Annotated in this window: 11 protein-coding genes and 3 tRNA genes; 5 read left to right on the top strand and 9 right to left on the bottom strand. The window is 44.4% G+C overall.

Annotated features, from left to right (window positions below):
* The 4 genes from LG003_RS06615 to LG003_RS06600 all read right to left on the bottom strand — a co-directional run.
* Positions 1-348: toxin VasX (locus LG003_RS06615; RefSeq protein WP_315903377.1), on the bottom strand; the 348-nt coding region annotated here is incomplete at its 3' end.
* Positions 345-1,577, bottom strand: a complete 1,233-nt coding sequence (locus tag LG003_RS06610) for a DUF4123 domain-containing protein (RefSeq protein ID WP_262980398.1) — start codon at positions 1,575-1,577, stop codon at positions 345-347. The genes LG003_RS06610 and LG003_RS06615, both read right to left, overlap by 4 nt.
* The gene (gene tssI / locus LG003_RS06605; RefSeq protein ID WP_262980397.1) at positions 1,574-3,586 is read right to left on the bottom strand and encodes a type VI secretion system tip protein TssI/VgrG; all 2,013 of its coding nucleotides are present in this window, start codon (positions 3,584-3,586) and stop codon (positions 1,574-1,576) included. The genes LG003_RS06610 and tssI overlap by 4 nt, the downstream gene beginning before the upstream one ends.
* An 18-nt stretch (positions 3,587-3,604) precedes the next feature.
* Positions 3,605-5,338 carry a type VI secretion system baseplate subunit TssF gene (locus tag LG003_RS06600; RefSeq protein WP_240000759.1) on the bottom strand — a complete coding sequence of 578 codons (1,734 nt, stop codon included), beginning with the start codon at positions 5,336-5,338 and terminating at the stop codon, positions 3,605-3,607.
* 269 nt (positions 5,339-5,607) lie between these two features.
* On the opposite strand from LG003_RS06600, the gene LG003_RS06595 reads away from it, so the two are divergent.
* Positions 5,608-5,871: a PAAR domain-containing protein gene (locus LG003_RS06595; RefSeq protein ID WP_112877140.1), complete on the top strand. Its 264-nt coding sequence runs from the start codon at positions 5,608-5,610 to the stop codon at positions 5,869-5,871.
* Positions 5,872-5,950: 79 nt separating this feature from the next.
* Here LG003_RS06595 and mscM read toward each other — a convergent pair whose 3' ends face one another.
* The 3 genes from mscM to rsgA form a co-directional block, all read right to left on the bottom strand.
* Positions 5,951-9,286: a miniconductance mechanosensitive channel MscM gene (gene mscM, locus LG003_RS06590; protein ID WP_262980396.1), complete on the bottom strand. Its 3,336-nt coding sequence runs from the start codon at positions 9,284-9,286 to the stop codon at positions 5,951-5,953.
* Between the two features lie 26 nt (positions 9,287-9,312).
* Positions 9,313-10,206: an archaetidylserine decarboxylase gene (gene asd, locus LG003_RS06585; RefSeq protein ID WP_262980395.1), complete on the bottom strand. Its 894-nt coding sequence runs from the start codon at positions 10,204-10,206 to the stop codon at positions 9,313-9,315.
* Between the two features lie 70 nt (positions 10,207-10,276).
* On the bottom strand, positions 10,277-11,338 hold the full coding sequence (gene rsgA, locus LG003_RS06580) for a small ribosomal subunit biogenesis GTPase RsgA (RefSeq protein ID WP_262980394.1): 1,062 nt from the start codon (positions 11,336-11,338) through the stop codon (positions 10,277-10,279).
* A gap of 94 nt (positions 11,339-11,432) precedes the next feature.
* On the opposite strand from rsgA, the gene orn reads away from it, so the two are divergent.
* From orn to LG003_RS06560, 4 genes are all read left to right on the top strand, one after another.
* Positions 11,433-11,978 (top strand): oligoribonuclease, encoded by a 546-nt coding sequence (gene orn, locus LG003_RS06575; protein WP_112877144.1) that lies wholly within the window; start codon positions 11,433-11,435, stop codon positions 11,976-11,978.
* Positions 11,979-12,183: 205 nt separating this feature from the next.
* Positions 12,184-12,259: transfer RNA gene (locus tag LG003_RS06570), tRNA-Gly, on the top strand.
* A gap of 55 nt (positions 12,260-12,314) precedes the next feature.
* Positions 12,315-12,390 (top strand) — tRNA-Gly (locus LG003_RS06565).
* 69 nt (positions 12,391-12,459) lie between these two features.
* Positions 12,460-12,535, top strand: a tRNA-Gly gene (locus LG003_RS06560).
* Positions 12,536-12,733: 198 nt separating this feature from the next.
* Here LG003_RS06560 and LG003_RS06555 read toward each other — a convergent pair.
* Positions 12,734-13,060 carry a type II toxin-antitoxin system RelE/ParE family toxin gene (locus tag LG003_RS06555; RefSeq protein ID WP_112877145.1) on the bottom strand — a complete coding sequence of 109 codons (327 nt, stop codon included), beginning with the start codon at positions 13,058-13,060 and terminating at the stop codon, positions 12,734-12,736.
* Complete coding sequence (locus LG003_RS06550) at positions 13,060-13,335, bottom strand: type II toxin-antitoxin system Phd/YefM family antitoxin (RefSeq protein ID WP_112877146.1); 276 nt, start codon at positions 13,333-13,335, stop codon at positions 13,060-13,062. The genes LG003_RS06555 and LG003_RS06550 overlap by 1 nt, the downstream gene beginning before the upstream one ends.
* Positions 13,336-13,425: the final 90 nt, after the last annotated feature.

The following is a 13,425-nucleotide window of genomic DNA, read 5'->3' as shown; positions in this document are numbered from 1 at the left end:
TGATACGCAATATTTAAAGATGTGCAGATAACCGCGGGCTTTACTGCCCCGGGTGGTCAACGGGTCTTCTTCCTTGATATATATCCAGCCGGGGCGCAGCAGGCGGGCGGCATAGCCTTTGGTTTGCTGGAGTGACGAGGAGAACATCAGGGTGTGGATATCCGGGGGCGCTTCTGGTTTTTCCAGTTCTTTGCCGAAAAAGTTCACATAAGCATAACGAACCGGGTAAATCGGTTTAATGTTGCAGTCACAGGGCTGCATATAATTATCTACCTCAAGATTTTGCGGGAACAGTTCGTAAGCTTTTTCGATATATTGATCGAGAAGTTCCTGAATGTTGGTGGTCATAAGGTGTCCTTTATCGTTAGTTTATTACACTGTTCAAAAAGCAAATAGGCCCGTTTTTCCTGGTTTTTTGTTTGTAGATAAGCTGAGTCCCAAAGTTGTTGCCAGTGAACTTCATCGTTTGGCATTAAACACTTGGCGGTAACATAATAGAATATGGCTCTCTGTTGTGTTAGTCCTTGCAGATAAGCCTGATTAGTCTGCTGCAAAACAAAAGCAGGCAGGGTGTTTTTATTCACCTGACAGCGTTCAGTTAGATTTTCCTTAATAAAGTCAATGGCTTTAAGTACATGGCGTTGTTGCGTTTGTTGCTCAAATAGTTCACACAATTGATGATTGAGCGTGACAGGCGCAGGTTTTACCTGCCGAACGTTTTCCGTGATGGTGATAATGTGGCGGGTATCGGGTTTATCGCCATAGAACCATATTGAATTGATCCCCTGCATAAAATGGGCTAATGGCCCGTCGGATAGAGTATTAAGCAGAGTCGTTAGTGTGTTGGGATGATAGAAACGGAAAAATGCCCACGTCTGAGTCAGCTCATTTTTTAAATAGGTAAACTTACGCAGATGATTTAACACTATTTCAAAAGGTTGTTCGCTTTGGATAAACAAGCTCAACTCTGCCCGGTTATCCGCATTCGTAATGTATCGCTGTAGTTCTGGCTGATTGCTACTGTCTTTATGCAGTTCAACCAGATAAGGGGCGCTATCTTCCAGTGAAACTTGAGTTTCTCCCTGAAACAAGCCTTGCCAACGTAAAGAGGAAGCGGACAGATCAGGAATGATAAATCGTCCTGCCTGTTGATATACTGCCGCGTCAATGACCGCGTAGAGATGTTCATTATCTTCATAAACCGGCATATCAGTGGTTGGCGTCAATATCAAATCGCCACGAATGGCAGGCCGTGGAGAGTCAATATCTTCCCGTTGTACCAGTATGACGGGCTGCTGATCACTTATCTGTCGGATATGGCGTATTAACCGTAATTCGGGGTGAGCGCTTTCCATCAGGTAAGTTTGTAAGGCAATGATGTCTTGGTATTGGCCGTTTGTTATTCCAAAACCGATCACGTAGTTGCATAGATTTGTAAATGCCTCATATTCAGTCGGAGCATGGATTAATGCCTTGGCTGAATATTGTCCGGCAGGATGTTTTTCATTGCCTATCGCTTGGTAGGTGCAAGTGGCAACCCAGTAGTGAGCTAGATCAAACGAAGATAGCGTTTTCACTCTGATGTTTCCTTTTGTGCATCAGCTTTTCCTCTGCAATCCTGAGCAATGGGCTGCCCTTCATTGGCTGCACCGGTCAATGTTGGCACGGTGCTGGCGCTGCCTCCTTGTACTACCACCGGGCCTTTTAAAAAGATATTGCCGTTTAGTGTGATGCCTTGAGCATCCAGCGTGATGCTGCCTGCTTTACCTCTGAGGATCACGGTATCACTGGCTTGCAGGGTATGTATTTTGGTGTGTGAGTGAATGCCTTTAACGACATTTATCTGGTAATTGCCTTTGATGTCACTCTGTTTGTTTTCACCAATTTGTTGGAAATGGGAGGCGTAGATCTCTTCCTTCCAGCTATTGTTGATACGCGTAACTTTGTCTTTCTCAATGGTTTCGAACTGATTTTTATCCACTTGAATGTGTTGTTCATTCATGATGCGGATAAATTCATCATTGCCGATTTTATGCCGACGATCATTCATGACCGTGTGGCTTTCGTCGTGCTCTATTTGTTGTGTCTTATCGTGGTTAATTTGGATCAGTTGGTTACGTTGAGCGTGGATATAAATCTCTTCCCGCTCTTTTTCATCCTCAAAACGTAATTCGTTAAAGCCGTTACCTTTATGTGTTTTGGTTCTGAACGTGGTGCGCGTCTTTTCTGCGGGTAAATTCAGCGGCGGGCGGTTAAGACCGTTGTAAGTGCATCCGGTAATAATAGGCCGGTCAATATCGCCGTTGAGATAGGAGATAATGACTTCCTGGCCGACTCGCGGTGTTGCCAGAAAACCAAATCCGTTGCCATTCCATCCTTGTGCAACTCGCACCCAACAAGAAGCCCGGTCGTCAGGCGCGTCATAACGGTTCCAGTGAAAGTGAACGCGAACCGCGCCATCTTTATTGACATAAATTTCTTCAGTGCCCGGTCCGACAACTGTTGCGATTTCATCGCCGTCAGCCAATGGTTTATAGCGGTATGGCGGCCGCCAATCGTTGCGGCCTGGTATAAACCGGGTTTGTGAATTCAGGGTAGTGCCGGTTCCGCCGTCGCCTAAAACCGCAGGGACATGCCCTGTATGTTGGGAAGAGATGACTTGCCAGCGGTCATTCATGGCGTCAATCGGATGGTTGGTTAATGTGAAGATTCTGCCCGGCATTAATCGAATACAATTACTGTTCGCTATCCCGGATTTGCTGTCAGCGCGCAGGGCTTCCAGCCGGTACTGGGTAAACGGAATGGCCTCTTTGTCTTTCTGAAAACGCCCGTAACTTTCGAAAATATGAAATAGTGTGTCGTTTTCTGCCTCAAAATCTGTTGCATTGTGCCGTAAAGCATAATTGGGATTGTGATAATTTCTGTCTTTTTGGGTAGTGGATTCAGGGCGCATGTGGGAGCCAAACAGCCATTTGTAGATAACATTTTCTTCTACTGCGCTGGTAACGTCCGGGTTGTAGATCAGTGTATCCTGCGCTCTCATGTTCAGGTGGCTATCACTCAGATGGAGCCCGTCATCGGCGAACCAGAAGAAAATCCCCTCTTCAGCCGCCAAGCGGGTAAAGAAATCATAGGATGATTCCCTTTTCATGGTGACATATTCCCGCGTTGAATGTGGGTTATTCAAATGTATATTGGCCCTGAGTTGCTTCTGCTTCAGGATGCTTTGTAGAATATCGGGAATGCTGAGTTGGTGATAAATACGGCTGTCCTGATCGAGTGTCAGAAGCCACATTTCTGGCCTGACTGTCAGGTGATACTGGGTTTGATGCCGGTTTGTGGTCCCAACAACTGCGCTTTCAACCAATCCTTTCACTTCGCGTTGCAGAATATCGTCACGGGTGACGGTAAACCGCACGGCTTGGAGCAGGAGGGTATCGGTATCAATATCTGAACGATGTGCCGCTAACGTCAGAGACAGGGTAAATAACGATGAAAGCGCCTCATCTAACGTAAAATCAACCACTGCAAAAGTTTTGGTTTCCAGGTTGCCGATAGTGCAGGAAAAGCGGAGTCCGGTTTTCATAATTTTTCCTCAATTACATTACATGATCTTTTGATGCCCAGGCATATTGTAAAATTCCCAGCATTCGCCTGTGTCGTCATTGATGGCAATTAATTGGTGAAGGCTTGTTTCCACCAGGCAGAGGGAGAAAGCGGTGTGCAATGTCTTAGCGAACGCATACATTTCTCCTTCATGTTGATAATTTGCTGACGTCATGCGAAGCGTGATTCTCTGGGCTCTCACGGGAACACCGTCACCCATATGGTAGAATGGAACAATGTGGATTTTACTGAGACCATCGGCCATGCGCTGAATATGTCGGCTACGCGGGGCGTCCAGATGAGCGAAGGTATCAAGTTGTTTAACCAGAGATCTGACGGTATCAATGTGACTGAGAAAAAATGGCCCAATCGACAATAAGGATAGTATCGGCCAATGCTGATGACTGTTTACTACGGCAGGAAGATTTTTTGACGCCGGCACGATATTTCTGGTCTGAATATGGCTGGGTATCTGCTCGCTTGGTATACAAATTTCCCCAATGCCCAATGCATGTGCTTGCGCATGAAATCGGTGATATTGGCAGTAAAAGTCGCGATAGTGGTGCTCTGTTATAGGTTTTGCCTGATGATCATAAAACGTAAGATTAATTTGGCTGCCACTAAATGGCGATTCTTCCCGTATATAGTTAAAAAGCAATATGTTGTCACTGGGTTCGGCAAAATGGCAGGCTGCCAGTTGCGCGCTATCGATAAGAGGAACGCAGTGGTCAGATCCGTCGGATGTTTCCTCTGGTTCAGATTGGAGTTTAACTTTGTCAATGCTAAAGATTTCATCTGATTTTAATACATAACACGATTTGCCCTTTTCAAATGCAATCGGTTTTGTTTTTGTCGGAACCAGGTTGATAACCGGTACGCAATGGGGAATGAATGCGGGTGTAATGTCCTCTATGGGAATGTTACAGTCAAATTCTAGGATAATGGTAAATTGCTTATCCTCTCCCAAAGGGAGCTCAGCGATCTCCTCTGATAAATCAAATGACATAAAGTCATTAACATGTGGCAGATAAAGGTATTCGTATAACACCTGCAACGGCCAGAAATAGTCATGTGGTCTCGGCAGTACCAAATTTTCCTTCTGGCGGGGAGCGCTCTCAATAGACAGCCACATCTCCTTCTCTTCAAGGGATGTTTTCAGATAAGTGTTATTCAGCGATTGATCTATGTATTTCGTCAGTAAAGACGCCAGTTTTTGATCTTCTCCCAGAAAAAGCGTGACTTGCCCTGTCTTCCACTTGGTAGTTTGTCCATGATATTGAAAAGTCAGTGATATCAGGCTTTTGTCTTGGCTGTGTGTCAGCGTCTTATGGATCAAGGTAACTGGTTCAATACTAATATCTTGGGTAGTTCTGAACGTAATTGATTGTTTATGTTGTATGGCAGAAATTTCACTGCCTTTGGCAATGTTTGTAGTTTCAGTCATGCTGCCCGGTTGAATATCTAACTGGATAATGCTGGTTGAAGGGATCGGATGTAAAGGTATCGGCCATACTTTTCGTAAAAGAGGGTTGATGACTTCCGGGAAACCATCATTAATTTTTTGCTGAAGACCGGCAGTTATAAGCGCAAAACCTTCCAGTACTCGGAGAACATCCGGGTCGCCAGATTCAGGGGTAAATGGGGCCAAGTGTGGGTGTTCCTGTGCGGCGTTGCGCATATCATGCTTTATTTGTGAAAGCGCTTCCCTATAGAAATCCTCAAAATTTTTCATATCTACTTTTGTCTTTTTTCCGATCAAATATTAATGTAAATTTATATTTTGAGCTGATGGATATCAAGGTTGATAATTTAATTATGTGTAATTTTTTGTTTAAAACAGTTAATAATGTAAATTTATTAAGTGTTCAAGTAACTTAATTATGTAATTTATTTCAAGATGTTTGGTGAGCATAAGTTTTACTTAATAAATTTATGGTGCCATGATAGCCAGATGTTGGAAACTGAAATTAATATTTAAGTCATTAGTTAATGGAGGGAAATATGTCACGTCCTATTATTTTGGTCGGTGATTCGACTTCGCATGGCGGCAAGGTTTTAGCAGGTGATCAAGGCTTTGATGTGTTAGGGAAGAAAGCGGCTCGGGTTGGAGATGTTGTATCTTGTCCAAAATGTGGTGGTAATCAAACCATTGTTGAAGGAACTCCTAAAATAGTCAGCTCCAATGGACAAATGTACGCACTGGAGGGAATGAAAACCTCTTGTGGCGCGACATTGATTGCTTCGCAAAGCCTATTTCAAGCATAAGATGGCGATAAAAGGCCATATTCTGCCTGAAATAGGGCTAGTTGATTCAAGTACGGATGCTCAGTGCTTCATTATCTTTTTACAAACTACCCGGTTGACGTGGTGGATTACGGCCTGATCTATTTGTTGTCGCACTGCGAATATCCTGACCAATAACATCAATACTCGCTTGAAATGGTGGGAATGGCAGAGTAATGCCGTGTTCGCGGAATCCTTGCAAAATAAGCTGATGGACTTCATGACGAACAGGCATGCGATGCCCCATTTCAGCGGCATAAATACGTAATTCAAATATCTGAATACCATGTTGAAGATCAACCAGATAGGCTTCCGGCGCCGGGTTATCAAGGATCAGAGCGCTGCGTTTAGCGGCGGTTAATAGGATTTGGGTGACTTCTTCACAACTAGCTTCTGCCGGCGCAGGAATTGTCAGTACAACACGAGTGATAGTGTCAGATAATGACCAGTTAATAAACTGCTCAGTAATAAATGCCTTGTTGGGAACAATTATCTCTTTTCTGTCCCAATCCGACAGGGTTGTTGCTCGTGTATTGATCTTGGTGATGCTACCGGTCAGATTGCGAATAGTCACGGTATCACCGATACGGATCGGTTTTTCGAACAAGATCATCAGGCCGGAAACGATGTTGGCGAAGATCTCCTGTAAGCCAAAACCTAATCCAACTCCCAATGCAGCAACAAGCCATTGCAATTTTGACCATTCGATACCAATCAGAGAGAAACCGACCAGACCACCAATCAAAGTAATGGTGTATTTGGTGAGTGTGGTGATGGCAAAGCCGGTACCTGGTGTGAGTTCCAAATGCTGTAGTAAGGCCAACTCAAGCAGCGCGGGCAGGTTACGCACCAGTTGAGTGGTGATAATAATCACCAAGATAGCAATCAAGACAGAACCTACGGTGATGGGTTGAACAGTTTCTACATTGTTTATTGTGGTGGTGACATCCCACAGTCGGATATTTTCTAGAAATGAGAAAGCGGAATGAAGTTCAGACCAGAGCCAAATGAGTGAAACCAAGGCAAGCAGAGTCAGAATTGAACGGATTAATCCCAGTGACTGGGCGCTGATTGCATCCAGATCAATAATGGGTTCCTCAACTTCAATGGCACCTTCGATACTGCTTGAACCTGTTGAGTCGTCTTCTCCTTTGGCGCGTTGGGCCAGAATTTCTGCCCGTCGCTGTTTTGCCCGGTCAAAGGCGATCCGGCGTCGCTGAATCAGCATCCAACGACGGATAATATGGTAAATAACCAGTAGGAAGAACCAGATAGCAACGGAAGTCTCTAAACGCCCTAGCAATGCTTGTGATGTGCTGAAATACCCGAGTATGGAAGCTAGCGCTGCGACTATCGGCGCAGAGAGTAAAATCCACCAGAGAGCAATATTGATAACATTTTCGCCGTAGCCATTTTTATCCAGATAGAGCGGGACTTTTGCCCGTTTCAAGCTGTTAGTGATCAGGCTTAAGGAGACGCACAGGACGAGGAAGCAGAGCCTACCGAGTGTGGAAGAAAATTCTCGATCACTGTAATGTTCAAACGTTATCAATGCCATGACCAACGGCACAATAGCAAAGATAGATAGTTGGTAGAATCGTAAAGCCCGTTTAACACGTTCTTCCGGCCAACGAAAATGGGCAATGAATAACCCATTGGGATGGGCGAAAGTGGCACTTAGTATGAAGATCCATAATACGGGCGTCGTAGCACTGACACCATAACCAATAGCTGTCGCCATAGGATACTGCCAAGCGCTTTGCAGCCCATAGCCAATGGCGGACCAGAGCATAGGCAAAGGTAACGCGACCACAACCGACCAGAATACGGTACGTAAAGTGAGAGAAAAGTGATCATAGGTGACTTTGCCGATACGGTTACTCGCGCGTTCAAGGAATGCATGATAATGGCGGAGAGAACCGACGCTGAATATAACCAGGAATAGGGTTCCAAGCAGATACAGCAGCGTATCCTGAGTGGTCAGCATGACTATTAGAGCGCCGCTTAACTGAGAGAAGGTATCCAGTGATAATAGACGGGTCAGATCCTGCACAACACTGATTGGGTAATTGAGCGAAATGGGGTTAACATCCGCGACCCAGAATAGATAACGGTGTGTGGCCTCTTTAACTTCGGTTAGCGCATCATTTAGCTGACTGGTAGCGACTTTCAGTTTGGTCAATTCAAGGATTTCACTGTCGTAACCAGATAATAATGAATTAAGTAATTCTTTGCGGGTGCGGGTAAGAGAATCATAAATCCGCTCTTGTTCAGCAGTTAACGCAACGTTGCTTTTTTGTACGGGGTTTGTGTCTTTTTGTAACTGCTCCAGCATGTCTTCGTATTTCAGCCGATCGACTCTGAATTTGACAATATTCCGATCAAGTTGCTGGGGTTTAGACATGTCAGGCAAACGGGCAAGCTGAGTTTGGAGCGCTTCTCCGAGCGTTGTGGAGCCACCGAGCCATTGTGCCTGTTCACGAATAGTATTCAATGCTTGCCGGACCTGAATAATATCACTGGCGGCTTGGCGTTGCTTTGAGCCGATGACATTCATTCGTTGTGCTTGTTGATTTAATTCCTGAGATAAATTCCGGTTCAGTTGTAATTCATCAAGCAGAAATTTTGGTAGCTGATCACTTTGTTCCGCCAGCATCTCGGTATGTTCTAGGGCTAATTCTGCTTTTTGCTGGCGTTGTACATTAAGTTGGCTACGGAGTTGTTGCAGTTCAAGATCAAGTCGATGATATCGCTTTTTGAACAGTTCAACCCGCATACGGGAAATTTCCTGTCGATTATTCGCAGAAAGTTGAGCTATTTCGAGTTCATTGACTGTCGCTTTGTGGGCATTGACTTCGGCTTGAGCTAAGGCAAATTGAGCCTCTCCTAATGGGGTGGAGGGTGTTCCTAATGATTGTAGGCGAGAAGATGCTTCAGTTAGCAAGCGTCGTGCTTCTGATTGTTGTTGCGGTAATAGTACGAGAGAGTCACTGATTTCCCGTCCTTTGTCCTGTTCTTGCTGTAATTGCCCCCCTTGTTCTAGCAACCGACTGCTGATTTGAATGATCTGTTGCTCAATGCTTGCTATGGGTTGGTTAGCAGGAATTGGGCGGGGAGTATCACTTTCAGTAAGTAATTTTTGACGAAGTTCTTTCGTTATTTTAGGAAAATCATCAATGGCGGTCTGATACTTTTGTGTTCTGTCGTTAGCTGATTTAGTATCGGCAATCCAATTGAGAGCGCCTTGCAACGCCTGAGTAACTTCTGCATCCTGCGGGTTTTTGCTGGATTCGATTTGTTTCAGTTCTTGTTTGAGCTGGTTCTCATCAAGTGGAATCGCAGCAAGAACCGGATTAATAATGATCAGGCTAAACAGTAAGCTGATAATCAGGCGCACGATAAAGGGCTCTCCTTGGCAAGGGATTAGCTTATGTTGTCAGTGGGTTCGTCAGGCATGATAGCTTGGGCTAACAGTTCACCCATGCGGGTTGTTGAGCCACTGCTTAAATGCCCGGCTAACTGTATCTGATTTTGTGCAAACAGGTTAATGACGGTAGAACCCAATTTGAAACGCCCCATTTCTTCACCTTTCTTTAAAGAAATTGCGCCAGTTGCACCGGCTTCGGGGTAAGTCCAGCGTTTGATAATACCTTCCCGTGGTGGTGTAACCGTACCACACCAAGCCATTTCAATACTGCCGACGATAGTTGCACCAACCAGAATCTGTATCATGGGCCCAAATTGAGTCTCAAACAGACAGATGACTCTTTCATTACGAGCGAACAGATTTGGCACGTTGGCAGCAGTCAATGGATTGACAGAGAATAGATCGCCTGGGACATAGATCATCTCTTTCAGTAATCCATCGCAAGGCATATGTACACGGTGATAATCTTTAGGTGATAAGTAAGTCGTTACAAACTGCCCATCACAGAATATCTCTGCCAATTGGTGATTGCCGGCGAGTAGAGCTTCAAGTGTGTAGTGATGTCCTTTGGCTTGAAGGAGCTGGTATGTTCGGATATTGCCTAACTGACTGATAGTACCATCAGCAGGTAGCGCTAATTGGTGTTCATTGCTGACAACTGGGCGAATATCATCTTTTAATGGGCGGATAAAAAACTCATTGAATGTGGTGTATGCTGAAAACTCAGGCGCTTTCGCTTCATTCATATCCACTTTATAAACACGGGCAAACGCCTTGATTGCCAGTTGAGTTAACCAGCCAGCTTTTTTGTTGGCAAACCAGCCTGCTAGATGAGTTATTCCCTGTTTAGGCAGTAAATAGTGCAACCTGATTTTAATGTTATCCAGCACGTCAACCTCTTGGATTCTATTGGCAAAATTAGACAAAAGGGGGTTATTGTACCCGTCCTTTCATTTGATGTCAGTTAGAGCTATCGTTATCTGTAAAAGTCTTGCGTGGCTTAATTTGATCCATGCTATCGAGAATACGGTGATAATTCTCAAAACGTTCTTGAGTTATTTCATTGTCTTCCACTGCCTTGCGTAACGCACACGCTGGATCGTCCCGATGTTTACAATCACGGAATTTACAACTGCCCAGATAATCACGGAATTCGATAAAACCCTGAGTTATCTGCTCCGGTGTTAAATGCCACAGGCCAAACTCTCGAACACCAGGAGAATCAATAACATCACCGCCATGAGGAAAATGATAAAGACGGGATGCTGTTGTGGTGTGTTGACCTAAACCGGAAACATCTGAAACCTGATTGACCAAGATTTCTGCTTCACTTTCCGGCAAGAGTGTATTGAGTAAACTTGATTTACCCACACCAGATTGACCGGCAAAAATAGTGATTCGACCTGCGAGCATCTTCGTTAATTCTTCCATACCTTCACCCGTATGGCTTGAGAGTTTCAATACTCTGTAACCAATGTTGTGGTATGTGGACATGATTTCGTTGACCCATTTACGGCTTTCTTCGTCCAACAGATCAATTTTATTCAATACAATCAGCGGTTCAATGCCCAATGTTTCACAGGCAACAAGGTAGCGATCAATAATATTGAGTGACAGTTCAGGAAGAATGGCTGACACAATCACTATCTGGTCAATATTGGCGGCGATAGGTTTAATACCATCATAATAATCAGGCCGCGTGAGTACGGAAGTCCGTTCGTGAACGGCTTCAACAATACCATTCACTTTAACATCTACTTGGGTTTGCAGCGAAGGACGCCATACCACTCGATCGCCGGTTACCAATGAGCGGATAGTTCTGCGAATATTACAACGTTGTATAGAACCGTCTTCTGCCTCGACATCAGCATGTTGGCCGAAACGGCTGATAACTAGCCCTTCCTGAGGTTCACCTAACTGACTATCATCCATTTCAGGTTTATTATCCTGTTTTTTCAGCCTGCGCTGATGATTTTCCTGTACCCGCCGTTGCTGGCCTTTGGATAGTTTATGCTTAGCCACCGAACCTCACTTGTTTCACATTTATCGCTGTTATTGCTTAAAAGCGCTATGATACACCATTAATAATAACTCTCTCTCCAATCTAGGATATAACATGTCAAAAAGTGAGCACAATCTTATCTGGATAGATCTAGAAATGACGGGCTTAGATCCAGAGCGGGATCGCATTATTGAAATTGCGACAATTGTCACCGATGCAAATCTGAATATCCTGGCTGAAGGGCCTGTCATTGCGGTTCATCAGTCTGATGAACAACTTGCTCTGATGGATGAATGGAATGTGCGCACCCATACGGGCAGTGGGTTGGTTGAACGTGTTAAAGCCAGTAAAATTGATGATTGTGAGGCAGAGAAGGCGACGATTGAATTTTTGGAAAAATGGGTTCCGGCAGGTGCTTCTCCCATTTGTGGTAACAGTGTGAGTCAGGATCGGCGTTTCTTGTTCCGCTATATGCCAGAATTGGAAGCTTACTTTCATTACCGCTATCTGGATGTCAGTACACTTAAAGAATTAGCTCGTCGCTGGAAGCCGGAAATCCTTGCTGGGTTTAAGAAACAGAATACTCATCAGGCGCTGGATGATATCCGTGAATCAGTTGCTGAATTAGCCTATTATCGGGAACATTTTATTCAACTGTGAGTTAAAGAGTTTTATTTTCTGTTGGTATGGTAACGTAAGCTTGGTGTGACGATTAATTAACCTGTCTTGGTGTTTAAATCGTCATTTGACCGGAAAGTTTGTTTTTTTGCGTTGAAAAGCTTGCGGGCGCAACGATTTTTCGTATAATGCGCTCCCCATACCGATGAAGAATTTCATAAGGTATGGATGGCATACTAAAAGATATGCGGGAATAGCTCAGTTGGTAGAGCACGACCTTGCCAAGGTCGGGGTCGCGAGTTCGAGTCTCGTTTCCCGCTCCAAATTTAGATTTGGAATCAGTATGTTATTTTTGGTTATCATTAGCCAGTCAGTGACGCGGGAATAGCTCAGTTGGTAGAGCACAACCTTGCCAAGGTTGGGGTCGCGAGTTCGAGTCTCGTTTCCCGCTCCAAATTCAAACTTGAAATTGATATCTTAAGATTAATATATTGTTTCAGGTTACCACCAGCCAGCCAGTAATGCGGGAATAGCTCAGTTGGTAGAGCACGACCTTGCCAAGGTCGGGGTCGCGAGTTCGAGTCTCGTTTCCCGCTCCAAGTCTTCCTTAATCATGCCGATAACCTAAGAAGCTCCCCTTAATAAATCTATTTTCATCAATAACCTGTCGCTCGGTGTTTTAAACATCGTCTGGGCTGTTTAAACTCTTGTCTTTAACTTTATGAGTTCAATATGCACTGGTCGGTACCATGCGGATTGAATAAATTGTTTGATAATGTGATATATGCAGAGAAAATCTAACCACTCAGCAACCGGCGCATAAGCAGGGCTTGCATATCTCGCCGACCATCGGCAATCACAAAAATCACCACTTGTTGACCAATGAGCTGATAAATGAACCGGTAAGATTTAAAAAATGTTTGGCGAAAATCGCGGATTCCTAGCTCCTGCAACTCCTTGGGATAATTGCCTTTTTCAGGAAAGTTAGCCAAGTTGTTTGCTGTTTTCAGCAACTGATCCAATGCATAATCGGCTTTCCCTGAACTGTCATTTTCGACAATGTAATCGTAGATATCCTCTAAATCCGCCTCGGCATCTTTGGTCAGTACCACCTGATATGGCATTAGGAAAACTTTCTTTTATTCTTTAAACGTTGAACCACATCCTTTACCGGAGTGATTTCGCCTGCTTTAACCTGCTGTTGTCCTAAAGCCAAAATCTTTAACAACGCCATAGTTTCCTGAATCTGTTCATAAGAAGCAATATCTTGAATCACCGCTTTTGCCTCGCCATTTTGTGTAATAATCATCGGTGAGCGGGACTCAGTGAGTGTCGTCATCACCGTAGCTGCATTGGCTTTAAGGTAGCTAATGGGCTTAATCTGTTCTGAATAACGCATAGAATTCCTCATATCAAAAAGGACTAAATATAGACTATAAAAAGTCAATGGATTGATTGTAAAATGACCTTGCCAATTAAGCAAATGCCG

Origin of the sequence: Photorhabdus kleinii, from assembly GCF_025384885.1 — a bacterium.
In the GTDB taxonomy this organism is placed as follows: domain Bacteria; phylum Pseudomonadota; class Gammaproteobacteria; order Enterobacterales; family Enterobacteriaceae; genus Photorhabdus; species Photorhabdus kayaii.
The sequence above is the reverse complement of the archived record's forward strand: the minus strand, read 5'-3'. Positions and strand labels throughout refer to the sequence as shown.

Bases quoted from the DNA above. Each gene is read 5' to 3' on its own strand.
- tssI (WP_262980397.1), bottom strand. From the start codon at position 3,586: ATGAAAACCGGACTCCGCTTTTCCTGCACTATCGGCAACCTGGAAACC.
- LG003_RS06600 (WP_240000759.1), bottom strand. From the start codon at position 5,338: ATGAAAAATTTTGAGGATTTCTATAGGGAAGCGCTTTCACAAATAAAG.
- LG003_RS06595 (WP_112877140.1), top strand. From the start codon at position 5,608: ATGTCACGTCCTATTATTTTGGTCGGTGATTCGACTTCGCATGGCGGC.
- orn (WP_112877144.1), top strand. From the start codon at position 11,433: ATGTCAAAAAGTGAGCACAATCTTATCTGGATAGATCTAGAAATGACG.
- LG003_RS06555 (WP_112877145.1), bottom strand. From the start codon at position 13,060: ATGCCATATCAGGTGGTACTGACCAAAGATGCCGAGGCGGATTTAGAG.
- LG003_RS06550 (WP_112877146.1), bottom strand. From the start codon at position 13,335: ATGCGTTATTCAGAACAGATTAAGCCCATTAGCTACCTTAAAGCCAAT.